Source organism: Streptomyces sp. NPDC048172 (assembly GCF_043202595.1).
Classification (GTDB): Bacteria; Actinomycetota; Actinomycetes; order Streptomycetales; family Streptomycetaceae; genus Streptomyces.
This window is the reverse complement of record NZ_JBIDAT010000010.1, coordinates 178,764-203,697: the sequence shown is the minus strand read 5'-3', so window position 1 is coordinate 203,697 and position 24,934 is coordinate 178,764. Positions and strand designations below refer to the sequence as shown.

Sequence of the window (24,934 nt, the reverse complement as noted above, 5' to 3'; positions counted from 1 at the left end):
TTCCTCGCGTATTCCTTCCACCCCCGGAGTGCCCTCTGTGCTGGCTCTTCTCGTCATCGCCGCGGCCCAGCTCGTCGTGGTCGTCGACGCGACGATCACCAATATCGCGCTGCCCAGCATCCAGAACGACCTGCACGTCTCCGACGCGGATCTCGCCTGGGTCGTCAACGCCTACGCGCTCGCCTTCGGCGGCCTGCTCCTCCTCGGCGGTCGCGCCGGGGACCTCTTCGGACGGCGCCGCGTGTTCCGGCTCGGCATCGCCGTCTTCACGCTCGCCTCGCTGCTCGGCGGGCTCGCGCCGGGCGCCGGGGCGCTCATCGGCGCCCGCGTCCTGCAGGGCGCCGGCGCCGCGCTCGCCGCGCCCAGCGCGCTCGCGCTGATCACCACGACGTTCCCGGCGGGCGGGCCCCGCAACAGGGCCATGGGCGTCTACGCGGCCATGGGCGGCGTCGGCGGAACGATCGGCATGCTGCTCGGCGGCGCGCTCACCGGCGTCGACTGGCGCTGGGTCTTCTTCATCAACATCCCGATCGGGGTGCTGATCCTCGCGGGCTCCCGCACCCTGGCGGAGGCGGAACGCCACCCGGGGCGCCTGGACGTCCCCGGCGCGGTCACCGGCACGGGCGGGCTCGTCGCCCTCGTCCACGGCATCACGCGCGGCGGCGAGCACGGCTGGGGCGACGGCCTCACGCTGCTCTCCTTCGGCGCCGCGCTGGTCCTGCTGGCCGTCTTCCTGCGCCTCCAGGCCCGTTCGGCGCACCCGATGATGCCGCTGCGGCTGCTGCGTGACCGTAACCGCTCGGGGAGTTACGCCACGATGCTCTTCATGGGCGGCGGCATGTTCGCGATGTTCTACTTCCTGACGCTCTACATGCAGCTCGTGCTCGGTTACAGCCCCGTGGAGGCCGGTTTCGCCAGCATGCCGTTCAGCATCGGCATGGCCGCGGCGGCGGGCCTCAGCTCCCGGCTCAGCGGCCGCGTCGCGCCGCGGGCTGTGGCGGGACCGGGCCTGCTGATCGCGGCGCTCGGCCTGTTCTGGTTCTCCACGCTGGGCGCCGACGCGTCGTACGCGACGGAGCTGATGCCCGCCGCCTTCGTCACGGCCCTCGGGCTGGGCGCCGGGTTCGTCCCCATGACCCTCGGAGCGGTCAGCGGCGTGGCCCCGTCGGACACGGGGATCTCTTCGGCCGTCCTCAACACGGCCCAGCAGATCGGCGGGGCCGTCGGCCTGGCGGCCCTTGCCGGCACGACGGATCACGGCCACGCGTTCCTGGGCACGGGCCTGATCTTCCTCGCCGGAGCGGCAGTGGTGACGACCGTGGTGACCACTGCCGCCCAGCGAGAGCCCGCTCCGGCGACCTGAGCGCCCCGGCAGGGGCGCGGGCCCGTGTCCATGTGCGGCTCCGCCGCGTGGGCGCGACCGGTCACGACACATCGGGGCTTGCCCCATAAGGGGCGCGGGGAACTGCGCGCCCAGCCCCCACGCGGGCGCGGCCCGCGAAGCACAGCCCGGGGCTCCCCGAACCCGGCCCTGTACGCGGGGCACCCGGCGTGGGGGGCTGCGCTTGCCAACCCTGCGCCTTGCGCAGACTTCCCAAGCTTCGCGGGAGGGAGAAGCGCAGACTTCCCAAGCACAGTGGGGCGGGGGGCACGCCGGGTCCGGAATCGTTCGCTACGGGCGGTCTACCTTGGCGCCGAGTTCTACGAGTTTCTGCTGGAAGTTCTCGTAGCCACGATTGATGAGGTCGATGCCGTGGACGCGGGACGTGCCCTGGGCGGCGAGCGCCGCGATCAGGTAGGAGAAGCCGCCGCGCAGGTCGGGGATCACCAGGTCCGCGCCCTGGAGCTTCGTCGGGCCCGAGACCACCGCCGAGTGCAGGAAGTTGCGCTGCCCGAAACGGCACGGCATGCCACCCAGGCACTCGCGGTAGAGCTGGATGTGCGCGCCCATCTGGTTGAGCGCGGACGTGAAGCCGAGCCGCGACTCGTAGACCGTCTCGTGGACGATCGAGAGACCCGAGGCCTGGGTCAGCGCCACGACCAGCGGCTGCTGCCAGTCGGTCTGGAAGCCCGGGTGGACATCCGTCTCCAGCGCGATGGCGTTGAGCGGGCCGCCCGGGTGCCAGAAGCGGATGCCCTCGTCGCCGATCTCGAAGGCGCCACCGACCTTCCGGTAGGTGTTGAGGAAGGCGATCATCGACTTCTGCTGCGCGCCGCGCACGTACACGCTGCCCTCGGTGGCCAGCGCCGCGCTCGCCCAGGAGGCCGCCTCCAGGCGGTCGGGGAGCGCGCTGTGGTTGTACCCGCCGAGGGAGTCGACACCGGTGATCCGGATCGTCCGGTCCGTGTCCATCGAGATGATCGCGCCCATCTTCTGCAGGACGCAGATGAGGTCTTCGATCTCCGGCTCGACGGCCGCGTTCGAGAGTTCCGTCACACCGTCCGCGAGGACGGCCGTGAGCAGCACCTGTTCGGTCGAGCCGACCGAGGGGTACGGCAGCCGGATCTTGGTGCCGCGCAGCCGCTGCGGGGCCTCCAGATACTGGCCGTCGGCGCGCTTCTCGATCGTCGCGCCGAACTGGCGCAGCACGTCGAAGTGGAAGTCCACCGGGCGTCCGCCGATGTCGCAGCCGCCCAGGCCCGGGATGAAGGCGTGGCCGAGGCGGTGCAGCAGCGGGCCGCAGAAGAGGATCGGGATACGGGACGACCCGGCGTGGGCGTCGATGTCGGCGACGTTGGCGCTCTCGACGTGGGACGGGTCGAGCACCAGCTCGCCCGGCTCGTCGCCGGAGCGGACGGTGACGCCGTGCAACTGGAGGAGACCTCGTACGACGCGTACGTCACGGATGTCCGGCACATTGCGCAGACGGCTCGGCGCGCTGCCCAGCAGGGCGGCGACCATGGCCTTCGGGACGAGGTTCTTCGCGCCACGGACACGGATCTCGCCCTCCAGCGGGGTGCCACCGTGGACGAGCAGGACGTCGGCAGGGCTGTCGGTCATGGATCTCCGCGTTCCTGGCGATGGGTTGGGACAAAAGGTCATCGTAATCGCCCCGCGGACCCCTCCCGAAGGGCCGAGGGGGGTGCGGGAACGTCACAGGTGCGCAATAACACGCTCCGTTCCCGAGGCGTCACGATGGGGTCCGGACCGGATCGTTCCGCGGCGCCGCGCGGGAATGGGTGGCGCGCCCCTCGCGGGGTCCCACGAGTGCCCCCGTTTCCGGGCGGCGAACCGATCTGGCGGTTGGGTCCCCGCGAAGGGCGCGGGTGCGGGATCATTGCCGTATGACCGAGGTGTCCTCGCTCACCGGGCGGCTGCTCGTCGCCACTCCGGTGCTGGCCGACCCGAATTTCGACCGCGCGGTGGTGCTCCTCCTCGACCACGACGAGGAGGGCTCACTGGGCGTGGTGCTGAACCGTCCTACGCCCGTGGACGTCAGCGACATCCTTGAGCCCTGGGCGGCGCTCGCCGGGGAGCCCGGTGTCGTCTTCCAGGGCGGCCCCGTCTCGCTGGACGCGGCACTGGGTGTCGCGGTGGTGCCGACGGGCGGCGTGGGCCGTACCAGAGCCGCCGCCCCGCGTGCCGACGTCGACATGGCGGACCGTACGGGCGGGGCCGAGGCGGGCGACGGGGGCGAGGGAGGCGAGGGGGCCGGTGACGGTTCCGAAGCGACCGACGCGGGATCCGAGCAAGGGGTCGACGGGGCCGACGGGCCCGACGGGACCGATGGCGCGGACGGGCCGCTGGGGTGGCGCCGGGTGCACGGCGCGATCGGCCTGGTCGACCTGGAGGCGCCGCCCGAGCTGCTCGCCGCCGAGCTGGGCTCCCTGCGGATCTTCGCGGGGTACGCGGGCTGGGGGCCCGGGCAGCTGGAGGACGAGCTGTCGGAGGGCGCCTGGTACGTGGTGGAGTCGGAGCCCGGCGATGTGTCCTCGCCCGCGCCGGAGGGCCTGTGGCGTTCCGTACTGCGACGGCAACGCAGCGAGTTGGCGCTCGTGGCGACGTACCCGGACGACCCTTCTCTGAACTGAGTACCCTTGGACTGCATGAGCATCAGTGAGCCTGAGCGCGGCGGCAGCACCGGCACCCTTGTCGAGCCCACGCCGCAGACTTCGCACGGTGACGGCGACCACGAGCGGTACGCCCACTATGTCCAGAAGGACAAGATCATGGCGAGCGCGATGGACGGCACGCCCGTCGTCGCGCTCTGCGGGAAGGTCTGGGTGCCGGGGCGCGACCCCAAGAAGTACCCGGTCTGCCCGATGTGCAAGGAGATCTACGAGACGATGGGCCCCGGCGGCGACAAGAACGGCAAGGACGGCAAGGGCGGTAAGGGCGGCGACAAGAAGTAGCGCCTCGCTCCTGTCGGCCGTCCCGGCCGCGTAGGGCTCCGCAGCGTGCCTCGCCCGCTCCCTCTCCGGGGGCGGACGGGGCACGCTGTGCGTTCCGGGCCCTACGGCGTGGGTGCGTTCGCCCACCGTTCCCAGGGCTGTGCTCCGGCCCACTCGGCCGCGGGCGTGAGGCGTACGCCCAGGGCGCGGGCCGTGCGGGCCGTGCGCGCCGGGTCCGGGGCGAGGAGGCCGGGGTCCTGCCCGTTCGCCACGTGGTGGTAGATCCCGGCGACGCCCGCGGCGGCCCCGGCACCCACCGCGCGCGCGAGCCCCTCCTCGAAGCGCGCCACGTCCAGCGGCACGTAGCGCACGTCCCGCCCCAGTCCCCGCGCGAGGGCCGAGGCCAGCTCCGGGCCGGTCAGCACCTCCGCGCCCCCGACGCACAGCACCCGCCCTTCCAGCTCCCTCCCCTCGCGGCCGAGCGCGGCCACGACCACCCGGGCCAGGTCGGCGTGGGACATCCACGCCACGCGCCGCTCCGCGGGCAACGGGCAGGCGAGGACGCCGTCCCGGACGAGTGCGGGACCGTGCCAGGGGCTGAAGAGGTTGTCGAGGTAGACGGGCGGCCGGACGACGACCGTGGGGACGCCGCTCCCGCGCAGCACCTCCTCGGCGGCTCGCCGGGTCTCGAACCCCGGCCGTCCCGTGGGGCGTTCGGGCAGCGGCGTGTTGGTGTTGAGGACCAGCCGCCGGACGCGGGCCGCGCGGGCGGCCGCGGCGAGGTGACGGGCGTAACGGACGACCGTCGCGTGGTCGTACTCCAGGGGCAGCGTCACGGCGGCGTGCGTGACGCCGTCGAACGCGGCGCGGACGGCGGCGGCGTCCCCGAGGTCCCCCGCGTGCACGGTGACGCCTGCGGCTGCCGGGCCGGTGCCGCGGGCGAGGCCGCGCACCTCGGCTCCCCGGGCGGCCAGCAGCCGGGCGACGGCCCCTCCTTGAGCGCCGGTGGCGCCGGTCACGAGATAACGGTGGACGGTCATCGATTCCCTTTCGTGGGGTCGCCGACGCGCAGGCGCAGGCTGAACAGGGCCGCGAGGCCCGCGAGTACGGCCCCGGTGAGGAGCGCGGCGGCGAAGCCCTCCGTGAGCGCCGCCCGTGGATCGGCCGCTCCGGAACGGGCCGTCACGGCGGCGGCCACGCCCGAGAGCACCGCGAGGCCCAGGACGGAGCCGAACTGGAGGCTGGTGTTCACCAGCCCGGAGACGAGGCCCGCGTCCTCCTCGCCCGCGCCGTGGACCGCGGCGGCCTGCGTCGCCACGGACACGAGCGGCAGCGCGACGCCGAGCAGCAGGCTGGGAGGGAGCACGTCGGCCGCGTACGAGCCTGTGGGCGGCAGGCGGGCGAGCCAGGCCATGCCGAGTGCGACGAGCGTGAAGCCGGCCGTCGTCACCGCGCGCGTCCCGAACCGCCGGATCAGCCGGTCCGTACGGGCGGCCACCGCGACGACCACCAGCGAGAGCGGCAGCAGCCCGAGCCCGCCCGCCGCGGGCGAGTGGCCGAGCACCCGCTGGAGGTAGAGGCTCACCAGGAAGAACATCGGGAAGAGCGCCATCTGCCAGGCCGCCGCGAGCAGGTTCGCGCGGCGCAGCGTGCGCCGCCGGAGCACGCCGGGCGGTACGAGGGGGTGCGCGGCCCGGCGTTCGATCCGCGCGAAGAGGACGAGCAGGGCGGCGGCGACGGCCCCGGCGAGGAGCGGGGCCGGGGCGCGCCAGCCGTTCTCGCCCGCCTCGACGAGTGCGTACGCGAGCAGCGTCAGGCCGAGCGTCACGGTGACGGCGCCGGGCAGGTCGAGCGGGCGTTCGGCGTGGGTGGCGCGTACGGCCACGTGCGCGCGTCCCTCGGGAAGGAGGCGGGGCGCGGGCGCGAGCAGCGCGAGCCCGGCGAGGACGTTCATCGCGAACGTCGACTCCCAGCCGAGCCAGCTCGTCAGCACCCCGCCCAGCACCGTGCCCGCAGCCCCGCCCGCACCGGCCGTCGCGGCGAAGACGCCGAGCGCCCGGTGCCGTTCGGGTCCGTCGGGGAAGAGGGTCAGCAGCAGGGCCAGCGCCGCCGCGGCCGCGAGCGCGGCGCCGACACCCTGGAGCGCGCGGGCCGCGACGAGCGCCCCCGCCGTGGCGGCGCAGGCCCCCAGGAGGCTCGCCGCGCTCAGCAGGGCCAGCCCCGCGACGTACACCCGGCGCCGCCCCAGCAGATCGGCGGCGCGTCCGGCGAGCAGGAGCAGACCGCCGAACGCGACGAGGTAGGCGTTCGCCACCCAGGACAGCTCCGCGGGGGAGAGGCCGAGGTCCCGGCCCATGGACGGTGCGGCGACGTTGACGACGGAGGTGTCGAGGAGCAGGACGAACTGGGTGCAGGCGAGGAGGGCGAGAGGGGCACTGATCACCGCTCCAGCGTCGGACGGCGGGGTCGGTACGCTCAATGAACAGCTGACGCCGATGATTTAAGGATCGTCCACGATGGAGGACTCGGACTCGGACTCGGACTCGGAGCCGGACGTCCTGAGCGACGTCCTCGGCCCGCTGCGGCTGACGGGCCTGTACGTCAGCAGGTGGCTGGCGGGCGGCCGTTGGGCGGTGGCGGGGCACGAGGACAGCAGCGCGGTGCTGCACCACATGGTGCGGGGCGTGTGCGTGGTGACGTTCGCGAACGAGCCGTCCGAGGCGCCCGTGACCCTGGAGGAAGGCGACCTCGCGCTCTTCCCGTACGGGACGGCACACATGTTCGCGTCGCGGGAGGGCGGCGTAGCGGCCCCGCTGGCCTCGCTGCTCCCGTCCGCGGGGCCGGGACCGGGACCGGGGCCGGGCACGGTGCGGCTGGGGGACGCTCGCGGAGAGGACGGCGGCGCGGCGGACACGGAGATGCTCTGCGCGACGCTGCGGTACGACGCCGCCGCCGAACCGGCCCTCTACCGCGCCCTGCCCCGCGTCCTCGTCCTGCGGCGGGCCGTGCTCGCCGAGGAGCCGCTGCTGCGCGGCACGCTGGCGGCGCTGGCGGCGGAGCTGCCGCGTACGGCGCCGGGGGCGCGGCTCGTCTCGCTCCGCGCCTTCGAGATGGTCTTCGTGCTCGCCCTGCGGACCGCGATGGAGCGGCTGGCGGAGGGTTCCCCCGCGCTCCAGGCCCTGCGCCATCCCGGGATCGGGCGGGCGCTCGCGGCGATCTACGGCGCGTACGCGCGCCCCTGGACCGTCGGGACGCTGGCCCGCGAGGCGGGGATGTCCCGTTCGGCCTTCTCCCGCCTCTTCCACGCCCTCGTCGGCGAGCCCCCGGCCCGCCATCTCCAGCTCCGCCGCCTCCAGGAGGCCCGTGCGCTCCTCGGCGACGGTGCTGTGCCGCTGGCGGCCGTACCGGCGCGCGTCGGCTACCAGAGCCAGGTGGGCTTCCATCTGGCGTTCCGCAAGGAGTGCGGGGTGACGCCGGGGGAGTACCGCGCGCGGGCTCTCGGAGCGCAGGCGCTCGGAGCGCGGGCTCTGTGAGCGCGGGCTCTCGGCGCGCAGGCACTCGGCGCGCTCACAGAGCGACAGGCCGGTACGCCATCGCCCGGTCCACGACCTCCTCGGCGGTCAGCGGCGGATCCTGGTGGAAGATCAGGTCGGTGACGGCGGGATGGGGCACGCGCGCCTCCAGCGCGTCGACGGCGGCGTCCGCCTCGGCCTCCGTCGTACGGGCCTCGGCCAGCGCCCGTACGAGCGTGACCATCTCCTCGCGCCGGGTCACGTACCAGTCCCCGCCGTCGCTCGTGAGCGCGTCGCGCAGGAACTGCGCGAACGACGTCGCGATCACGTAGCGGTGATCGGTCTCGTGGTCCCACGCGAGCACGTGTGCGACGCCGTCCGGTGCGCGCCGGAACGCGAACTGGTCGCCGCCGCCGTTGTCCCCGAAGAAGACGAGGTCGTCGAAGGGCGCGTACAACTCCCGGAACTGCGGTTCTTCCCGGAACGCGGCGTTGTCCTCCAGCACCCGCTCGGCGCTCCACACGAACTCGGTCCCGTACGCGTCCTCGACCCCGTCGACGTCCAGGAGGAACGCCCGGAGCACCTCCGGCAGCGTGTGCCCCAGCCCTTCCTCGACCTGCTCGACGAGTTCTTCCGCGCCTGGCGCTCCGGCCCGTACTCCGGGAATCCCGTCCACAATCTCCCGCCACATGCGGCCGCAACCTATCAGCGCCTGTGGACAACTCTTCTCTGCCGGGGGTCTCGCCTATTCTGGGACGGAGCGTCCGTTATCGGCGGAACCGGATCGGGGGATCGGAATGAGCAAGGGGAAGAGGGACACGGGGCGGCTGCCGCGGCTGATCGGCAGTGTGCTGTGGGCGTTGATCCCCGTGCTCACGCTGGGGTTCGGGACGGTGCCGGTGATGATTCACGCGGCCGTGCGGACGAAGAAGCTCGCGCAGGCTCTGCTGACCGTTCCGTATCTCGGGGCGACCGCGCTGGTCTTCCTGTTCGACCCCGATGTGTCGTCCACGCAGGAGGGGCTGTTCGCGACGGGTCTGCTCTTCAACATCGTCGTCGGCAGCGGCCACACCTTCGCGATCCGGAACATGGTCTGGGGCGACCCCGGCGGCCGGACCACGCCCCGGCAGCGCGCGCTCCAGGACCGGCAGCAGGCCGTCCTCGCGGCCCGCGACGACGCGCGCGCGGCGCGCGAGGCGGCGCGGGCCCTCGCCGAGTCCGACCCGGCGCAGGCGCGCGAACTGCAGATCGGGCGGGCCGACATCGAGGGCCGCGAGTTCCCCGACGGCGGCCTCGTGGACGTCAACAACGTGCCCAGCTGGGTGCTCGCCCGCACGCTGCGGGTGTCGGTGACCAAGGCCGCCGAGATCGTCCGGAGGCGGGCCGACGTCGGCGGCTTCACCTCCGTCGAGGACCTCTCCGTGACGATGGGCCTGCCCCCGCACCACCTCGACCAGATAGCCGACCGCCTGGTCTTCCTCCCGCCCGGGGCCTGACAGCCGGGCCTGTTCCCGCCTCCCCGTACCGTGTCGGGTGATCGGTTCGGCGAGTGTTGGTGGGCGGAGGACGGCGTGCGGATCTACATCAGCGTGGACATGGAGGGCGTGACCGGGCTGGTCGGCGCCGACGACGTGCAGATGGGCGGCCGGGACTACGAGCACGGCCGGGTCATGATGACCGAGGACGTCAACGCCGCCGTGCGCGGCGCGCTCGCCGCGGGCGCGGACTCCGTACTGGTCAACGACTGCCACAGCACGATGCGGAACCTCCTCGCCGACCGGATCCACCCCGAGGCCGGGCTCGTGCGCGGCAAGCCGAAGCCGATGGGCATGGTGCAGGACCTGGACGACGGCTTCGACGCGATGCTCTGCGTCGGCTACCACGCGCGGGCGGGCGCGCTCGGCGTGCTCAGCCACAGCTTTATGGGCCACGAGATCGAGGACATGTGGCTCGACGAGCGCCCCATGGGCGAGATCGGCTTCGCCTACGCGACCGCCACGGCGCTCGGCGTCCCCGTCGTCATGCTCTCCGGCGACGACGTGGCCTGCGCGGAGATCGCCGAGTGGGACACGCGCGTGGTCACCGCCCCCGTGAAGCACGCCCGCGACCGCTTCGCGGCCCGCCTCCTCCCCGCGGCCGAGGCCCGAAAACTCATCGAGGAGGCCGCGGCGGAGGGCGTACGCCGCGCGACCGCTGACCCCCGCCCTCCTCGCCCTCCCCGCGACACGACCCCGCACACGCTCGCCGTCCGCTGGCAGTCGGCGTCCGTGGCCCAGCAGCTGGAGGGCATCCCGGGCGTCACACGCCGCGCCGACGACGCCCGTACGGTCGAGGTCACGGGCGAAGTGCCCGCGCTCTTCCGCCTCTTCGGGGTCTTCTCGGGCGTCGCGTACTCGGTGACGGGGCAGGCGCCGTACTGCTGAGGTAGTTGAATCGCGGACATCGAATACGGGGAGCGACGCCCTGGTTACTGTTGCTACGGTCGGTTGCGCGCCACGTCACGCCCGTCACCCCCGCCCCACAGGGAGCGCCCCGTGCGACACCGCCGTACCGCCACCACCTCGCTGACCGCCCTCGCCGCCGCCACCGCGTTGCTGCTCACGGGATGCGGGGGCGGCGACGACGGGGGAGGCGACAAGGCCGACAACATCGAGGGCGCCGGAAACGACAAGAAGCCGGCGAAGTCCTCTTCTCCCTCTTCCCCCACCAAGAACGCGGGCTCGGACTTCGGCACGTCGGACATCAAACTGCCCTCGGATCTGAAGCTGACCTTCGACTGGAAGAGGCCTTCGGATCCGGAGAAGGCGGGTGCGCTTGATGGGGCGGCGGATTATATGCGGGCCCTCATGCATGGGACGACCTCGCAGAATCCCAAGGACCCGCTCATCGGTAAGCATTCGGTTCCTTTGCAAAGCGCGCAGAAGTACGCCACGTCCACGGTGAAGATGGACGTCGAGGACAAGTTCACCGTGACCGGAGAAGAGCGGTACTACCGGGAGAAGGTCGGAGACGTCGCGAACGGCAAGCTCGCGCAGGTCACCTTCTGCTCGAACCAGTCGAAGCTGTTCAGCAAGGAAGTCAAGAGCGGCAAGGTGCTCCGCTCCAAGCCGAGCGATGAGAGTTACCTGCACTTCACCTTGGTCATGCAGAAGCCGTCGAAGGCGGGAGAGCCTTGGCCCGCCCGGTCTTTCGACCTGAAGAGCAAGGCGGTGGACCAGTGCAAAAGCTGAGGAGCCACGCAGTGGTGCTGTCCGGACTCGTGATGTTCGGCCTCGTGGGCGGAGCGCACCAGGCGCAAGCGGACAAGCGTAACCGGGATGCGCAAGGTCAACAGGAACAGGGCGGCAACTACTCGGCCGAGTCGCGGGGGCAGCGGACCGTTCAGTTCAGTGGAGGCGGGGGGAACGGGAACGGTGGGGGAGGGAACCTCGCTGTGCCCGGGGCGGATTGGGAGCCGCCGCCGTGCTGGTACGCCCCGATGTACTCGCCGAAGCAGCTCAAGAAAGAGGTCGACGAGTCTCCGTACGGGCTGACGGGCAAGAAGCCCGACAACGGCGGGAAGAAGCAGGAGATCGACGGGTCGATCCGCGAGAAGTACACGACGGGCGACTACAAGAACTTCAACCTCAAGAAGCAGGGCGACGGCATGTTCTGGGCCGCCGTGCCGAATCCGAACGAGAAGGACGCGGCGAAGAGGGAGTCCTGCACCGAGTTGCCGTTCTGGGTGAAGAAGGGCGAGCAGCCGGACGTTCCCGGGGCGATCGACACGAAGATCCTCGCGGCGCTCGCGTACCAGCGCATCCAGGTGCCGGAGACGAAGGTCGAGCTGAACCCGAAGAACAAGCAGACGGTACGGCTCCCGACCTGGGCATGGCTGGACAAGGGGACGTTCAAGCCCCTCTCCGTGACGGCCTCGATCGATCTCGGCGGCGGCGTGGAGCTGTCGGCGACGACGACGGTCGAGCCGGGGTCGCTGAAGCTGGAGCCCGGGACCGAGGACGCGGAGACGCACCCGGCGTCGGGGGAGTGCGAGGCCGGAGAAGACGGCACGATCGGCACCCCGTACACCAAGGGCAACGCGAAGAAGACCCCGCCGTGCGGCATGACGTATCTGCGGTCCACGCCCAAGGGCGAGACGTACGCGATGAAGGCGTCCGTCGTCTGGAACGCGGAATGGAAGGGCACCGACGGCACCGGCGACAAACTCCCCGACGGCAACTTCGCCAACGAGCAGCCGATCGCCGTCCAAGAGGTCCAGTCGGTCAACCGTGACTGACGCACGACCGGGCCGTACGGCCCTCAGCGCTGCGGGGGCCAGCTGCGGCTCTGGCGGCCCGCGCGGCCCGGGGAGAGGTGTTCGACCAGTTCTGTCAGTTCCAGGCAGGCTCTTTCGACGCTGCGGCGGATGTTGAGCTGTTCGGTGACCAGGGCCGCGAGGAGGAGGGCGGTGAGGGAGACCGAGCCGTTGAAGGCCTGGAGGGTGACCATGCCCTCCAGGAAGCTGTGGCCCGCGAAGGGGCCCGCCTCGTCCGTCGCCGCCGAGGTCGCGGCGACCGAGGCGAGCGCGGCACAGGGGGCGCTGCCCGCGAGCTGGAAGCGCAGGGCGCTCCAGACGAGGAGGGGGAAGGTCAGGAAGAGGAGGCTCAGCTCCGACGTCATGACCAGCGGCGTGAGCACGAGCGCGGTCACCGCCAGCCCCGCTCCCTCGGCCACCCGCACGGGGTCCCTCGGCATGCGGAGCTTGCGGGCGAGGAGGAGCAGGGGGGTGAAGACCAGCACTCCCATCGCGTCCCCCGTCCACCACGCCGACCACACCGGCCAGTACGTGTCCGGCTCCAGCTGCCCCAGGGCCAGCATCAGCGAGGGGCCCGTCGTGGCGCTGATCAGCATTCCGGCGAGCGCCCCGAGGAAGACCAGGGCGAGGCCGTCGCGCAGCCGGTCGAGTTCGAGGCGGAAGCCGACGCGGCGCAGCAGCAGGTAGGAGGCGATCGGCGCGACGGTGTTGCCCGTCGCGATCACTAGTCCCGTCGCGTCGGGCGAGCTGATCGTGAGGATGATTCCGAACGTGCCCAGCGCGATCCCGGGCCAGACGCGCAGCCCCATCAGCAGCAGGCAGCTCAGCGCGACGCCGGTCGGCGGCCACAGCGGCGTGACGATCGCGCCCTCGACCTCGACGTGCTTGAGCAGGCCGACGCGCCCCGCCGCGTAGTAGGCGAGCGCGACCACCAGGACGCGGGCCAGGGCGGTGAGGCTGGTTTTCCGGAAGCGGAACGGGTTCGAGCTGGGCACTCCGTCATCAGACAACGCCGTGCGGCTCGTACGGCTGTGACACGCGCCCTGCCGTCAGGGTCCGTCTTCCGTTCGATTACGTTTCCGCGGGTGTTCCCGCAGGCGCGGGCCCTACGCCGTCGTGGCGCAGCACCAGCACCGCCGCGTCGTCCGTGTGGTCGCTGAGCGCGGCGACGCCCATCACCTCGGCGGCCAGCTCCTCCGCCGCCGCCCCCGCGCCCGTTCCCGCGACCTCGGCGACCCGTGCGAGCCCCTGTTCGATCGGGAGCGAGGGGCCCTCGACCACGCCGTCGGTCAGCAGGACGAGCGCGCCGGGGGCCGTCAGCCGCCGCCGCGTCACCGGGTACGCCTCGCCCGGCTGGATCCCCAGCGGCAGGCCGCCCTCGTCCTCGATGACCCCGGCCCGCCCGTCGACCGTGGCCCAGACCGCGCCGACGTGCCCGGCGCGCGCGCCCGCCAGCATCCGGGTGACCGGGTCGAAGCGGAAGAACGCGCAGGTCGCGAAGAGCTCGGAGCCGGTGGCGAGCAGGAGCTCGTTGGCCCGCTCCAGGACCTCGCCGGGGCAGGCGGTGGGCGCCATGGTCGCCACCGCGCGCAGCCCGATACGGATCTGGCCCATGAACGCCGCCGCCTCGACGTCGTGCCCCTGCACATCGCCGATGGAGAAGGCGAGGGAGCCGTCGGGGAGCTGGAAGCCGTCGTACCAGTCGCCGCCGATGTCGAGCCCGTGCCGCGCGGGCACGTAGCGGGCGGCGATCCGGATGCCGGGCAGCGAGGGCAGTTCGGCGGGCAGCATGCCGCGCTGCAGGGCCTCGGCCAGCTCGACCCGCGCCTGCTGGAGCTCTATCCGCTCGCGGGCCTGGGCGGTCAGCCGTCCGAGCCTGGTCAGCAGGTCGTCGGCGTTCACCGCGCGGGGGCGGCGCCGGGCCATGGCCACTCCGAGATCGTCCGGGGCCCGTGCCGTGCCTTACGGGCCGGGCCGCGGAGACGCTGCCCCCGCGGCGTCTCGCCCCGTAATCCTAAGGGCCCCGCCCTCGACGCGCCCCCGGGCCGGATCGGCCTCGCCCTCCGCGTCCGGCATCCCTCCGGCATCCCTCCGGCCGCGCCTGTGATCATTGCCACTCTTCCCGTCAGCCGTCCGCCACCCATTCCGGGTCGCGGCCCATCAGGCGGAGGAGGCGCTCCTGGGGTCCGTCCGGGGACGAGGAGGGCGGGAGCGGCGCCGCGTAGTAGCGGAAGCTGTTGGCGGGGGAGAGGGGGCTCTCGTCCATCCCGTCATAGAGCCACTCGACGTGGGCGCTGATCCATGTCACGAGGCGTGGCGGGAGCTGGTCGTCGCCCCCGACCGCCCGCGCGAGGTCCCAGGCGTGCACGGTCATGTCGGTGACCATCAGGCCCAGCAGCTTGCGCCCCACGGCCGGGCCGAACGGATAGTCCACGGCCCTCTCCAGGGCCCCCGGCTCGCGCAGCGCCGCCGCGCAGGACGCCGCCGCCCGCTCGAAGGACTCCGACGGCGCGTCGCCGAGCGCGTTCTCGTCCAGCGACGTGAGGAAGTCCTCGGCCTTCCCGCCGCCCAGGAGCGCGGTGTAGACGAGGTTGCCCTGCACCGCGTGGTTCACGAGATCCGTGACCGTCCAGTCGGGGCAGGGCGTCGGGTCCTCCCAGCGGCCGGGGCCGATCGCGCGCACGCGGCGCGCGAAGCCCGCGTGCGCGTCGTCGAGGAGGGCGGACAGGGCGTCATCGGAGTCCTGGGGAACACGCATGCGGCAAGTGTGTGTGCGCCCCCGCCCCGCCCACCGGCGGGAATCGGACCACGAGCCGGATCACGAGCCGGATTACGAGCCGGATTACGAGGGCGACTTCGTCGCCGTCATCACCTGGCAGGAGAACCGCAGTCCCTGGTTGGTGCTGTGCGTCTGGTCCAGCGTGAGCGTCCGATCGCCGCCGGGGCCCACCGTCACCGTCTCGTAGTCCGTGCCGATCGGCACGGTCGCGACCGACGAGTCCGGCGAGCTGCCGATCTTGAACTGCACCGAGATGCGGTACGTGAACGACTGGTCCGTGGACGAGTTCGAGATGTCGACGTCGTACTTGATCTGCGACGTCGCCCGGCTGTACCGGCAGTTCTCGCCGTTGACCTCGCCGATCGCGCTCGGGTTGTACGTCGGCGCGCTCGACGGCGTCGAGGGCGAGGTGGGCAGGTCCGTGCTGCCGCCGCCCGTGCCGCCGTCCAGGCCGCCGCCGCTCGACGCTCCCGGGTCGTCCAGGCTCGGCATGTCGCTCGGCGCGGACGGGAGGCCGGAGGGCGCACCCGTCGGTATCGAGCCATCGACGTCACCGAGCCCGCCGAACGCCTTGTCCTTGGGATCGTCGGCGCATCCGGAGAGCGCGGCGGTGGTGGCCAGAACGAGTGCGACGGCGCCAGCGGCGCGGCGTATGCGCATGTGATCCCCCGTGGTGATGCCCGTGCATGTCAAAAAGCACTCGCAGAGTACCGGATACGGTCGAGGGGCCTTGGTACCTTTGGCGCTCGTACGTTCATGCTTTCAGCTCAGGTTTTCAGCCACGGGGGACGACAGATGAATCAGCCTTGGCCGCCGCAGCAGCCCATGCAGCCGCCGATGCAGCCGCCCATGGGTCAGCCGATGCAGCCCATGGGCCAGCCCATGCAGCCCGGCTACCCGATGCCGATGCCCTTCCCGCCGCAGCGGCAGGGCAGCGGCGTCAAGGCGTTCCTGCTGAGCTGGCTCGTCTCCGGCTTCGGCGCGACCCTCTTCGCCGGGCTCCTCCTCGCCAGCTACGAGGACCTCTCCAAGGTCGGCCTGCGCGTGATGTACGTGGTCTTCGCGCTCGTGCTCGCGGTGGCCGTCGGCGGGATCGCGGGCAAGGTGGGCGGGCCCAACCCGAGCGCGTACGTCGCTCCCGCGCTGCTCGCGATGTTCGCCGTCTTCATGGGCACCTGCAACGGCTATGTGTTCGTGCTCCTCGACGCGGGCGGCAGTGACCTGCTGGAGGCGATGTTCGAGCACGAGCCCGGCGCCCCCGCCGAGTTCTGGTGGAAGGGCCTCAAGGCCGGTTTCGCCCTCCTCGGCCTTGCGATCGCGGGCGGCGGCGTCTTCGGCATGGCCAGCATGATCGCCAAGAACCAGCGGTAGACGGGCGTCCGGGGCGGGCCGCGGAGATCCATCAGGAGCCTCCTAGTCGAAGAAGCCGTAGATCCTGCTGAGGCGGCCCCGCTCGATCACCACGACGTCCCCGCCCGTGCCCGCGGGAGGTCCGCCGGGCGGGCCGAAGCTCCAGCCGAAGCGCGCGACCTCGTGGTGGCCGCTCACCTCGCCGAGGACGAAGACGCAGCCGGGGAACTGCTCCTGCCAGCCCGCGACGTAGGCGTCGATCGCCGGTCGGCCCTGGGCCGAGGCGTTGGGGTCCACGTAGTACGCGTCCGGGGTGAAGACCTCGGTACCGAGCGTCTGTCTGGCGTGCGGGTCCCGCTCGTTCCACACCGAGATGTACGCCGCCAGCAGCTCGGTGAGGCTGTCGTCTGTGCTGCCTGTCACGGAAGTCATGACGGCATGGTGAACCTTGATACCGGTGTGAAGGTCAACTGAGGGGTCAGGGGGTCGGGCCGCGCTCCGATCCGTCGAGGATGGCGCGCGCCAGGTCGTGGAGCTTGCGGCGGTTGGCGCGCGCGTACCGCCGCAGTGCCGCGAAGGCTTCGTCGGGGGTCTGGCCGGAGCGTTCGGCGAGCATCCCCTTCGCCTGTTCGATCAGGACCCGGCTGTCCAGCGCGTGCTGCAGCTCGGCTATGCGTTCCCGGGTCATCCGCTGGCGTATCTGGACGGCCGTGGCGACCGTGAGCGCGTGCAGCAGGTACCGGGGGCGCTCGGGGAGCGGGTCGTGCTGCGGCCGGAAGACGAGGAGTGCGCCGAGCGGGGTGCCGCCGGGTTCGGTCTGGGCGCACATCGGGAGCGCGACGAGGCGGTGGAGACCGAGTCCGCGGGCGTGCGCGGCGAGGGCCGGCCAGCGCTGGCCCGGCCCGTCGGCGAGGAGCGCGTCGTCGGCGGTGCGCCCGGCGAGCGCCTCGGCGAGCGGGCCGCGGCCGTTGCGCTCCTCAAGGGCGCACAGGGTGTGCGCGGTCTCGGTCGTCACGCGCGGCTTCGCGCCGGGCAGGACCGTCGCGGCCAGGTGCTGCACGGGGCCGTACGGGGCCAGGGTCCGCCGGGCGTGGCCGAGCAGCAGGTCCAGGTGCTCGTCCTCGCCGCGGTCGCGTGCCGCCGTGGACAGTTCCAGCAGGGCGGCTACCGTACGCCGTTCGCGTTCCATGGGCTGGACCGATTCGTCCGTGGCGTCGAGAGCCAGAGGGTGAGGCATATGACTGTCTTCTCCTTCCTCGTCCATGGAGTTCAGTGAATTCGGTATACGGGGCACCAGGGAAGCCGCTGTGCGCCAAACTGAGCCACGAAGCGTCGGGGCCTGAGGGCTTCGGAGGAGAAGCGATGGCATACCGGGACGACACCCCTCCGACTACCCCGGATCCGGGGCTCACCTTCCGGCTGCGGTCGGACGATGTGGACGCGGCCCGTTCCCTCCTGACGGCCTTCTACGGCGTCGCGTTGACCTACCGTCCCCTGGCGGACGTGGCCGACTTCGCCTTCCGTATGCAGGCGGCGCGGGTCGGCCCGGTGAACGTCGGGCTGCTGGGCTTCGGCACGGAGAGCTCCTGGATGGCGCCGCCCCAGGGGAGCTTCTACTCGCTCTGCTTCCCGCGCTCGGGGAAGATGGTCCTCACCCAGCAGGACAAGACGGGGTGCGTGGAGGAGGGGCGGCGCTCGGGCACCATGGTCGGGCCGTTCGCGGGGGCCGAATCGCATCTGGCGAGCCACAGCGACGTGCTGATCCTGGGCTTCGACCGGTACGCGCTCCAGCAGGAGCTGGAGGGGGAGCTGGAGCGTTCGGTCACGCAGCCGCTGGAGTTCCCCTTCTCCTTCGGGTGCGACGGGCCGGTGCGGCTCTTCTTCGACCAGTGCCAGATGCTCGCCGACGAACTCGCCGGTCCGCACGCGACGCTGGGCCGCCCCAGCGTCGCCGAGCGGCTGGGCAGCGCGCTGCTGACGACGATGCTGCACGTGGCCCCGCACCAGTACGCCGAGGCGCTCGCGAATCCGGCGGCGCCCGCGCCCCGTCAGGTCAAGCGGGCGGTGGAGGCGATGGAGGCGGACCCGGCGCACCCGTTCACGGCCACGGAGCTGGCGCGGGCCGCGGGCGTCAGCGTCCGCTCGCTCCAGCGGGCCTTCCAGAGCCAGTACGGGATGACGCCGCTGGCCTTCCTGCGCCGGCTGCGCCTCGAACGGGCCCGGCAGGACCTCGCCCAGCCGCAGGCGCCGGGCACCACGGTCGCGGACATCGCGCTGCGCTGGGGCTTCCTGCACCCCTCGCGGTTCGCCGCACGCTACCGCGAGCGGTACGGCACGCTGCCCTCGCGGGAGCTGCGCCACTGAACGGGAGCGATGAATCCGGGCGCGTCGGAGAGTCTGTACGGCATGGCGAAATTCGTGACGATCGGATACGGCGACCAGGACGGCTACGACCGCACCGGCAAGGCCGTACGGGACGAGGCACACGCGCATGACGCGCGGCTGCGCGAGGGCGGGGCCGTGCTGGGCATCGCGGGCCCACCCGTGCGGGTGCGCAACCCCGAGGGCGCCGGGACGACGGTGGAAGAGGGGTCCTTCCTCTCCTCGGACCTCCCCGTGGCCGGGTTCGGCATCATCGAGGCCGCGTCCCTGGAGGAGGCCGTGCGGCTCGTCTCGCGGACGCCCTGCGCGGTCGCGCACGGCGTGGTGGAGGTGTGGCCGCTGCGCGAGGCGCCGTGACGGGTGACGGGAGACGGGTGACCGGCACCGGCTCAGGTGCCGCCCGCGAGGCTCAGGCGGAGGTGCTCCACGTGGTAGAGCGCCTGGTCGAGGAGCTCGGCGACATGGTCGTCATAGAGCGCGTAGACCACCGAGCGGCCCTGGCGGGTGCCGGCGATCAGGCCGAGGTCGCGGAGGTGGCGGAGCTGGTGGGAGCAGGCGGACTGCTCCATGCCGACCGCCGTCGCCAGCTCCGTGGCGGGACAGGGGCCCTCGCGCAGGCGGGCGAGGATCAGCAGCCGGGACGGGGTGGAGAGGGCCTGGAGGGTGGCGGCGACCTTCGGCGCGCTCTCCAGGGCGAGACGGGTGCGCGGTGGTGTGACTCCATGGCCCATGGGACCACTCTACGCGCGTTCTCCCGGGATTTCGGGGGCAGTTGGGACAACGGAGGGGCAGATTCAGGTCACCCCGCGGCTCCGTGGGCAGCTCCCTGGGCGGCCCCGCGGAACGTACGGCGGTAGGCCAGCGGGGAGACGCCCAGTGTCGCGTGCAGGTGCTGGCGCAGGGAGGCGGCCGTCGCGAAGCCGACCTCGCGGGCGATGTGGTCGACGGACAGGTCGCTGGACTCCAGCAGATGGCGGGCGCGTTCGACGCGCTGCTGGATCAGCCAGCGGCCCGGGCTCACGCCGACCTCGCGCTGGAAGCGGCGCGCGAACGTACGGCCGCTCATCTGCGCCCGTTCCGCCAGCTCCGCGAGGGTGAGCGGCAGATGCAGGTGCGCGAGGGCCCAGGAGCGGGCGGGCGCGGTGCTCTCGGCGGAGGGCTCGGGGACGGGGCGCTCGATGTACTGCGCCTGGCCGCCGTCCCGCCAGGCCGGGACCACGCAGGCGCGGGCCACCTGGTTGGCGACCTCGCTGCCGTGGTCCTCGCGGACGAGGTGGAGGCAGACGTCGAGCCCCGAGGCCGCGCCCGCGGACGTCAGCACGTCGCCGTCGTCCACGAAGAGCACGTTCGGGTCGAGCCGCACCCGGGGGAAGCGGCGCCGGAAGCGGTCGGCCTCGATCCAGTGCGTGGTCGCGGGGCGGTCGTCCAGCAGCCCCGAGGAGGCGAGCACGAACGAGCCCGTGCAGATCGAGACGAGCCGCGTGCCGGGGCGGATGCGGGCCAGCGCCCCGGCGACGTCGGCCGCCTCGGTCACGGCGGAGGGCGGGATCACCACCGTGTCGGCGGTCTCCAGCGCCTCGGGGCCGTGCGACACGGCGATCGCGTAGTCGGACGTGGTCCGGACGGGGTGCCCGTCGGCGCTGCACGTCACCACCTCGTACCGCCCCCCGGCGGTGCCGAAGACGCGCTGGGGGATGCCGAGTTCGAACGGATAGACACCGTCGAGGGCGAGGACGACGACTCGATGCATGGCAGGAGTCTATCGAATGATGGCAATCTTGCCATTTTCCCGGGAGCGCTCAGGCGGGAACCTGGGGGCATGAGCAACAGCGATTCCACGCAGCCCCCGCAGTCCCCGCAGCCCACGATGCGCGCGATCCGGCAGGACGAGTTCGGCGGGACCGAGGTCCTCCAGGAGGTCGAGATCCCGCGCCCGAAGCCCGGGATCGGGGAGGTCCTGGTCCGGGTCCGCGCCGCCGGGTTCAACCCCACCGACTGGAAGAACCGGCAGGCCCGCCGCACGGTCTCCGTGCCGCTGCCCCTCGTGCTCGGCTGGGACGTCTCGGGCACCGTCGAGGCCGTCGGCCCCGGCGTGACCGTGCACAGCACCGGCGACGAGGTGTTCGGCATGCTGCCCTACCCGGACGGGGTGGGCGCCTTCGCCGAGTACGTGGTCGCGCCCGCCAGGTCCCTGGTCGCCAAGCCCGAGGGCCTCGACCACGTCCAGGCGGGCGCGCTGCCCCTGGCCGCGCTCACCGCGTACCAGGCCCTCGTCGACACGGCGGGCGTACGGGAGGGGCAGCGCGTGCTGATCCACGCCGCGGCGGGCGGGGTGGGCCACCTGGCCGTCCAGATCGCCAAGGCGCGTGGCGCGTACGTCATCGGCACGGCCAGCGCCGCCAAGCACGAGTTCGTCCGGGGCATCGGCGCCGACGAGGTGATCGACTACCGCACGACGGACTTCGCCGAGGCCGTCCGGGACGTCGACGTCGTCCTGGACACCGTCGGCGACGACTACACGGAACGTTCGCTGAGCACCCTGCGCGAGGGCGGCACGCTCGTGACCATCGTGCCGAGTCCGGAGGCGATGCGGACGCTGTCGAGCGCCGCCGAACAGCGCGGCGTGCGCGGCGAGGTGATGATCGTCGAGGCCGACCAGGAGGGCATGCGGGCCGTCGCGGACCTCGCGCGCGAGGGAGCGCTGCGCGCGGAGATCGCGGGCACGTACCCGCTGGAGCAGGCGGCGAAGGTGCACGAGCTGGCCGAGACCAACCGCACCGTCGGGAAGCTCGTGCTCACCCTCTGAGACGCGCGGCGCCGGGAGGCGTGCCCGGCGCACGGCTGGGTAGCCCCCTCGGAACAGGCCGAGGCCCCGGACACCAGACTTGTCCGGGGCCTCTTCTCATGCGCTCACGTGCTCACCCGCTCACCCGCTCAGAACTGGAACAGGTACGAGGCGTTGAGCCGCTTCACGCACGCGTTCTCGAAGGTGTGCGAGAAGTTGACGTGCCGTCCCTTCCAGTAGCCGTCCACGGTGACCTTGACCGGGCTGAACTCCCTGGTGCACGCCTCGTTCCTGCTGAGGCCGACCAGGCTGGAGAAGGCGCCGTCGACGCGGTTCAGGTCGTCGCAGGCGCGGGCCGCGTCCGGGTGGTCGCCCCCGGGCGCGTAGGCGCCGCACTCCAGCGTCACGACGCGGGCGGGGACCATGGTGCCGGTGAAGCCGCTCTGGCCGACGGCGAGCACGAGCGTCGAGGTGCCCGCGGAGGCCGCCCGGGGAGCCGCGGGTGCAGCGGAAGCCGTGCCCGCCGTGACGGCCAGACAGCTCACGACCGCCGCGGCGCCCGCCGCCGCCCGCTTGGTGAATGTGCGCACAGTAATTGTCCCTTCACATATGGTTGCGGACCTTGCGGAAGGGAGTCTCTCCGACGCGGGCGTCCGGCTGGGTGGCACCCCCGCACCTCAGGTCACTCTCGGTGTGGGCGAGGTGGCTGATTGTGGCGCCTCCGGCCAGGGCGATTCGGGACTTTGTGGAGATTTCGTGAGGGGTCCTCCACGGACTGTCCGTCATCCCGAACCGGCCGGAAAACGTCGTCACGCCCCGTACCGCCGCAGTGGCCCGAAATGCTCCTGGACAGCCCCCCGCGCCGCGCAGCAGGGTTGGCGCTGGCGACGGAAGAGTCCCGGACCCGAGCCGATCGGCCGTACCGCACGCTCACGCTCACTCATCGGATGGGGAGTAGTGGAACGATGGTCGACTCCGGACACCCCGGCCCCCTTGCCGGTTCGCAGGACCCAGGACCGGACGGGGCGGGCTTCACCTATCACCCCGTGGAACGGGAGCTGATCGTACTCGCGAGCCCGCAGGCCGGGCTGCGCGCCGACGCCGCGGGCCCCCGGTCCGCGAACGGGTCGGACACCTCGGCGCTCCAGATGTTCCTGACGGATCAACAACTCGCCCTGGAGCCGCTCTTCGGCGGCGAGGAGCAGGTCGCGGCGGCGCTCACGGGGCTGCCCCGTGGGAGCGAGAGCCTCCCCGACCTCACCCTCTTCTACCGGGTGCGCGGCGCGGAGGAGCGCGCCGAGGAGCTGGCGGCACGCCTCGCGGCGCTGCCCCAGATCGACACCGCCTACGTCAAGCCGAGCGCCCTGCCCGCCACCCGCGGCCCGGGGGACGAGGGTGCTCGTGGCGGCGAGGGGCGGGAGAACGACGAGGAACAGCGCGAAAAGGCCGTCGTCACCCCCGACTTCAGCGGGCGGCAGGGGTATCTCCTGCCCGCGCCGCAGGGCGTGGACGCGGCCTGGGCCTGGCGCCAGGCGGGCGGCTCCGGCGAGGGTGTGACCCTCGTCGACGTCGAGGGCGCCTGGCTCTTCGGGCACCAGGGGCTGAGCCACCGCGTCGCCGGACCGGCGGGCGGGACGCCCGTGGAGGACCTGGCCTGGCGCAACCACGGCACCAATGTGCTGGGCGTCCTCAGCGCGAGCCGTACCGGCACGGGCACCGTGGGGATCGTCCCCGAGGCGGTGACCGCGGGCCTCTCGCCGTACGGCATCGGCACGGCGCGCGCCGTCAAGGAGATCGCCGACCGGCTCGCGCCCGGCGATCTGCTCCTGCTGCCGCTGCACCGCCCCGGCCCCCGCTTCGAGTACGCCGAGCGCGACGACCAGCGGGGCCACATCCCGCTGGAGTGGTGGCCCGACGACTACGCGGCGATCCGCTACGCCACCGCGCGCGGCGTCCTCGTCGTCGAGGCGGCGGGCAACGGCGCGGACAGCCTGGACGACGCCGTCTACGAGACCCGGCCCGAGGGCTTCCCGGCCTGGTGGCACAACCCGTTCAACCCCGCGGGCCCCTCCTCCGGCGCCCTGGTGGTCGGCGCGGGCGCGCCGCCGCCCGGCACCCACGGCCGCGACCACGGGCCCGACCGCTCGCGGCTGGCGTTCTCCAACTTCGGGACGCGGCTGGACGCCCAGGGCTGGGGCCACGAGGTCACCACGACGGGCGGCGCGTGGAACCGGAGCGGCGACCTCCAGGGCGGCGCCGAGGACGAGGTCTGGTACACGGACACGTTCTCCGGCACCTCGCCCGCCGCGGCGATGACGGCGGGGGTGCTCGCCTCCCTCCAGGGGATGCTGCGCACGGCCGGGCTCGGGCCGCTCACCCCGGAGCGCGCCCGCGAACTGCTCCGGGCGACGGGATCGCCCCAGCAGGAGGCGCCGGGCCGCCCCGACTCCCAGCGGATCGGCACCCGTCCGGACATCCGCGCCCTCGTGTCGTACCTCGTACCGCAGCGCGTGGCCTCGGGCACGGCCGAGCGCTTCTGGGACGAGCTCGTCCCCTACCCGCGCGACAGCGCCTCCACGCTGCGGCTCTACGTGGACGGCGCGTGGCGCGGCCTCACCGACCCCGCGCCGCACGTCCGGCAGGCGGTGCACGCCGCCTTCGCGGACGGACGGCCTTCCGTGCGCGTCTGGTACGACGCCGCCGACGACTCCGTCGTGGGAGTGGTCGTCACCAACGACGGCTGACCCGTCGGCGGCGCGCCCCGGCGCCGCGCATCACCAGTCACCACATCACCGAGCGAAAGGCAGATCAGGCATGTCCTCGTACGCACCCGTCGGCATGAGCGGCATCGGCACCTCACCGCAGCAGCAGGGCATCGGCCAGCAGCCGTTCAGCCAGCAGTCCTACGGTCAGCACGGCTTCCAGCCCATCAGCCAGATGCCCATCGGCCAGCAGCAGCCCATCGGCCAGCAGTCGTACGGCCAGCAGGGCCAGCAGGTGCCGCCGCAGCTGCAGCAGCAGCTCCAGCAGCTCGGCCAGCAGCAGCCGTTCCAGTCGCTGCTCCAGCAGTTCGGCCAGCAGCAGCCCGGGCTGCAGCAGGGAATGCAGCCGGGGATGCAGCAGCAGTCCGGCGCGCAGCTCGTCCGCGTCCAGGTCCAGCGCATCCAGATCCGGGTCGCGACCGACCCGCACCAGCCCGTCTCGCTCTACGTCGAGCTGCACGGCATCGGCATCGTGCCCGTGCAGAACCTGGGTCTCCAGCAGATCGACCTGATCCAGCGGTCGTTCAGCATCCCGGGCCAGTACCTCTTCGCGCACTACAACGGCCTCGCCCAGCGCGTCGAGTTCCTTGAGATCGAGGGGCAGCGCTTCCAGTAACGGCACCTGAGGGGGCCCAGGCCACGGGAAGGGTGGCCTGGGCCCTTCGTGCATTGTGCCCCGCTCATCCAATGAACAGGTCCGGACCTATTGCCGCGCGGGCACGGAACTCGTAGCCTCCT

At 72.6% G+C, this 24,934-nt stretch carries 27 protein-coding genes; 14 read left to right on the top strand and 13 right to left on the bottom strand.

Annotated features, from left to right (window positions below):
* The first annotated feature begins 37 nt into the window (after nt 1-37).
* On the top strand, nt 38-1,363 hold the full coding sequence (locus ACGF3A_RS36875) for an MFS transporter (RefSeq protein ID WP_393734865.1): 1,326 nt from the start codon (nt 38-40) through the stop codon (nt 1,361-1,363).
* Nucleotides 1,364-1,672: 309 nt separating this feature from the next.
* Here ACGF3A_RS36875 and murA read toward each other — a convergent pair whose 3' ends face one another.
* Nucleotides 1,673-3,001 carry a UDP-N-acetylglucosamine 1-carboxyvinyltransferase gene (gene murA / locus ACGF3A_RS36870; RefSeq protein WP_393734864.1) on the bottom strand — a complete coding sequence of 443 codons (1,329 nt, stop codon included), beginning with the start codon at nt 2,999-3,001 and terminating at the stop codon, nt 1,673-1,675.
* Nucleotides 3,002-3,285: 284 nt separating this feature from the next.
* On the opposite strand from murA, the gene ACGF3A_RS36865 reads away from it, so the two are divergent.
* Together ACGF3A_RS36865 and ACGF3A_RS36860 are read left to right on the top strand one after the other, a co-directional pair.
* Nucleotides 3,286-4,032 carry a YqgE/AlgH family protein gene (locus ACGF3A_RS36865; protein WP_393734863.1) on the top strand — a complete coding sequence of 249 codons (747 nt, stop codon included), beginning with the start codon at nt 3,286-3,288 and terminating at the stop codon, nt 4,030-4,032.
* Between the two features lie 15 nt (nt 4,033-4,047).
* Nucleotides 4,048-4,353, top strand: a complete 306-nt coding sequence (locus ACGF3A_RS36860) for a DUF3039 domain-containing protein (RefSeq protein WP_393734862.1) — start codon at nt 4,048-4,050, stop codon at nt 4,351-4,353.
* A gap of 101 nt (nt 4,354-4,454) precedes the next feature.
* Here ACGF3A_RS36860 and ACGF3A_RS36855 read toward each other — a convergent pair whose 3' ends face one another.
* On the bottom strand, nt 4,455-5,372 hold the full coding sequence (locus tag ACGF3A_RS36855; RefSeq protein ID WP_393734861.1) for an SDR family oxidoreductase: 918 nt from the start codon (nt 5,370-5,372) through the stop codon (nt 4,455-4,457).
* On the bottom strand, nt 5,369-6,775 hold the full coding sequence (locus tag ACGF3A_RS36850) for an MFS transporter (RefSeq protein ID WP_393734860.1): 1,407 nt from the start codon (nt 6,773-6,775) through the stop codon (nt 5,369-5,371). The genes ACGF3A_RS36855 and ACGF3A_RS36850 overlap by 4 nt, the downstream gene beginning before the upstream one ends.
* 73 nt (nt 6,776-6,848) lie before the next feature.
* On the opposite strand from ACGF3A_RS36850, the gene ACGF3A_RS36845 reads away from it, so the two are divergent.
* A complete protein-coding gene (locus ACGF3A_RS36845) occupies nt 6,849-7,865 on the top strand; it encodes an AraC family transcriptional regulator (RefSeq protein WP_393734859.1) in 1,017 nt (338 codons plus the stop codon).
* A 34-nt stretch (nt 7,866-7,899) separates the two neighbouring features.
* Here ACGF3A_RS36845 and ACGF3A_RS36840 read toward each other — a convergent pair whose 3' ends face one another.
* On the bottom strand, nt 7,900-8,535 hold the full coding sequence (locus tag ACGF3A_RS36840; protein WP_393734858.1) for an SMI1/KNR4 family protein: 636 nt from the start codon (nt 8,533-8,535) through the stop codon (nt 7,900-7,902).
* 106 nt (nt 8,536-8,641) lie between these two features.
* Here ACGF3A_RS36840 and ACGF3A_RS36835 point away from each other — a divergent pair, with 106 nt between their 5' ends.
* From ACGF3A_RS36835 to ACGF3A_RS36820, 4 genes are all read left to right on the top strand, one after another.
* Nucleotides 8,642-9,340: a ComEA family DNA-binding protein gene (locus ACGF3A_RS36835; RefSeq protein WP_393734857.1), complete on the top strand. Its 699-nt coding sequence runs from the start codon at nt 8,642-8,644 to the stop codon at nt 9,338-9,340.
* Between the two features lie 75 nt (nt 9,341-9,415).
* A complete protein-coding gene (locus ACGF3A_RS36830) occupies nt 9,416-10,267 on the top strand; it encodes a M55 family metallopeptidase (protein WP_393734856.1) in 852 nt (283 codons plus the stop codon).
* Nucleotides 10,268-10,378: 111 nt separating this feature from the next.
* On the top strand, nt 10,379-11,074 hold the full coding sequence (locus tag ACGF3A_RS36825) for a hypothetical protein (protein WP_393734855.1): 696 nt from the start codon (nt 10,379-10,381) through the stop codon (nt 11,072-11,074).
* Between the two features lie 203 nt (nt 11,075-11,277).
* A complete protein-coding gene (locus tag ACGF3A_RS36820) occupies nt 11,278-12,120 on the top strand; it encodes a hypothetical protein (protein ID WP_393734854.1) in 843 nt (280 codons plus the stop codon).
* A 23-nt stretch (nt 12,121-12,143) separates the two neighbouring features.
* On the opposite strand, the gene ACGF3A_RS36815 is transcribed toward ACGF3A_RS36820, so the two are convergent.
* From ACGF3A_RS36815 to ACGF3A_RS36800, 4 genes are all read right to left on the bottom strand, one after another.
* Nucleotides 12,144-13,133 carry an MASE1 domain-containing protein gene (locus tag ACGF3A_RS36815; protein WP_393734853.1) on the bottom strand — a complete coding sequence of 330 codons (990 nt, stop codon included), beginning with the start codon at nt 13,131-13,133 and terminating at the stop codon, nt 12,144-12,146.
* 76 nt (nt 13,134-13,209) lie between these two features.
* A complete protein-coding gene (locus ACGF3A_RS36810; protein WP_393734954.1) occupies nt 13,210-14,064 on the bottom strand; it encodes a PP2C family protein-serine/threonine phosphatase in 855 nt (284 codons plus the stop codon).
* A gap of 199 nt (nt 14,065-14,263) precedes the next feature.
* On the bottom strand, nt 14,264-14,896 hold the full coding sequence (locus ACGF3A_RS36805) for a TIGR03086 family metal-binding protein (protein WP_393734852.1): 633 nt from the start codon (nt 14,894-14,896) through the stop codon (nt 14,264-14,266).
* An 84-nt stretch (nt 14,897-14,980) separates the two neighbouring features.
* Nucleotides 14,981-15,577 (bottom strand): hypothetical protein, encoded by a 597-nt coding sequence (locus tag ACGF3A_RS36800; protein ID WP_393734851.1) that lies wholly within the window; start codon nt 15,575-15,577, stop codon nt 14,981-14,983.
* A 135-nt stretch (nt 15,578-15,712) separates the two neighbouring features.
* Here ACGF3A_RS36800 and ACGF3A_RS36795 point away from each other — a divergent pair, with 135 nt between their 5' ends.
* Complete coding sequence (locus ACGF3A_RS36795) at nt 15,713-16,288, top strand: hypothetical protein (RefSeq protein ID WP_393734850.1); 576 nt, start codon at nt 15,713-15,715, stop codon at nt 16,286-16,288.
* A 42-nt stretch (nt 16,289-16,330) separates the two neighbouring features.
* Here ACGF3A_RS36795 and ACGF3A_RS36790 read toward each other — a convergent pair whose 3' ends face one another.
* Both ACGF3A_RS36790 and ACGF3A_RS36785 read right to left on the bottom strand, forming a co-directional pair.
* Nucleotides 16,331-16,699: a nuclear transport factor 2 family protein gene (locus ACGF3A_RS36790; RefSeq protein WP_393734849.1), complete on the bottom strand. Its 369-nt coding sequence runs from the start codon at nt 16,697-16,699 to the stop codon at nt 16,331-16,333.
* A gap of 46 nt (nt 16,700-16,745) precedes the next feature.
* Complete coding sequence (locus ACGF3A_RS36785) at nt 16,746-17,504, bottom strand: ANTAR domain-containing response regulator (protein WP_393734848.1); 759 nt, start codon at nt 17,502-17,504, stop codon at nt 16,746-16,748.
* 125 nt (nt 17,505-17,629) lie between these two features.
* Here ACGF3A_RS36785 and ACGF3A_RS36780 point away from each other — a divergent pair, with 125 nt between their 5' ends.
* Together ACGF3A_RS36780 and ACGF3A_RS36775 are read left to right on the top strand one after the other, a co-directional pair.
* Nucleotides 17,630-18,631, top strand: a complete 1,002-nt coding sequence (locus tag ACGF3A_RS36780; protein WP_393734847.1) for an AraC family transcriptional regulator — start codon at nt 17,630-17,632, stop codon at nt 18,629-18,631.
* 42 nt (nt 18,632-18,673) lie between these two features.
* The gene (locus ACGF3A_RS36775) at nt 18,674-19,006 is read left to right on the top strand and encodes a YciI family protein (RefSeq protein ID WP_393734846.1); all 333 of its coding nucleotides are present in this window, start codon (nt 18,674-18,676) and stop codon (nt 19,004-19,006) included.
* Between the two features lie 32 nt (nt 19,007-19,038).
* Here ACGF3A_RS36775 and ACGF3A_RS36770 read toward each other — a convergent pair whose 3' ends face one another.
* A complete protein-coding gene (locus tag ACGF3A_RS36770) occupies nt 19,039-19,380 on the bottom strand; it encodes an ArsR/SmtB family transcription factor (protein ID WP_393734845.1) in 342 nt (113 codons plus the stop codon).
* Nucleotides 19,381-19,448: 68 nt separating this feature from the next.
* Nucleotides 19,449-20,399, bottom strand: a complete 951-nt coding sequence (locus ACGF3A_RS36765; RefSeq protein WP_393734844.1) for a GlxA family transcriptional regulator — start codon at nt 20,397-20,399, stop codon at nt 19,449-19,451.
* A gap of 69 nt (nt 20,400-20,468) precedes the next feature.
* Between ACGF3A_RS36765 and ACGF3A_RS36760 the strand changes: the two genes are divergently transcribed.
* Nucleotides 20,469-21,455 (top strand): NADP-dependent oxidoreductase, encoded by a 987-nt coding sequence (locus tag ACGF3A_RS36760; RefSeq protein ID WP_393734843.1) that lies wholly within the window; start codon nt 20,469-20,471, stop codon nt 21,453-21,455.
* Nucleotides 21,456-21,583: 128 nt separating this feature from the next.
* On the opposite strand, the gene ACGF3A_RS36755 is transcribed toward ACGF3A_RS36760, so the two are convergent.
* Nucleotides 21,584-22,024, bottom strand: coding sequence for an SSI family serine proteinase inhibitor (locus tag ACGF3A_RS36755; RefSeq protein WP_393734842.1), 441 nt, complete (start codon nt 22,022-22,024; stop codon nt 21,584-21,586).
* 375 nt (nt 22,025-22,399) lie between these two features.
* On the opposite strand from ACGF3A_RS36755, the gene ACGF3A_RS36750 reads away from it, so the two are divergent.
* Complete coding sequence (locus ACGF3A_RS36750) at nt 22,400-24,178, top strand: S8 family serine peptidase (RefSeq protein WP_393734841.1); 1,779 nt, start codon at nt 22,400-22,402, stop codon at nt 24,176-24,178.
* A 70-nt stretch (nt 24,179-24,248) separates the two neighbouring features.
* Nucleotides 24,249-24,812 carry a hypothetical protein gene (locus ACGF3A_RS36745; RefSeq protein WP_393734840.1) on the top strand — a complete coding sequence of 188 codons (564 nt, stop codon included), beginning with the start codon at nt 24,249-24,251 and terminating at the stop codon, nt 24,810-24,812.
* Nucleotides 24,813-24,934 lie beyond the last annotated feature (122 nt).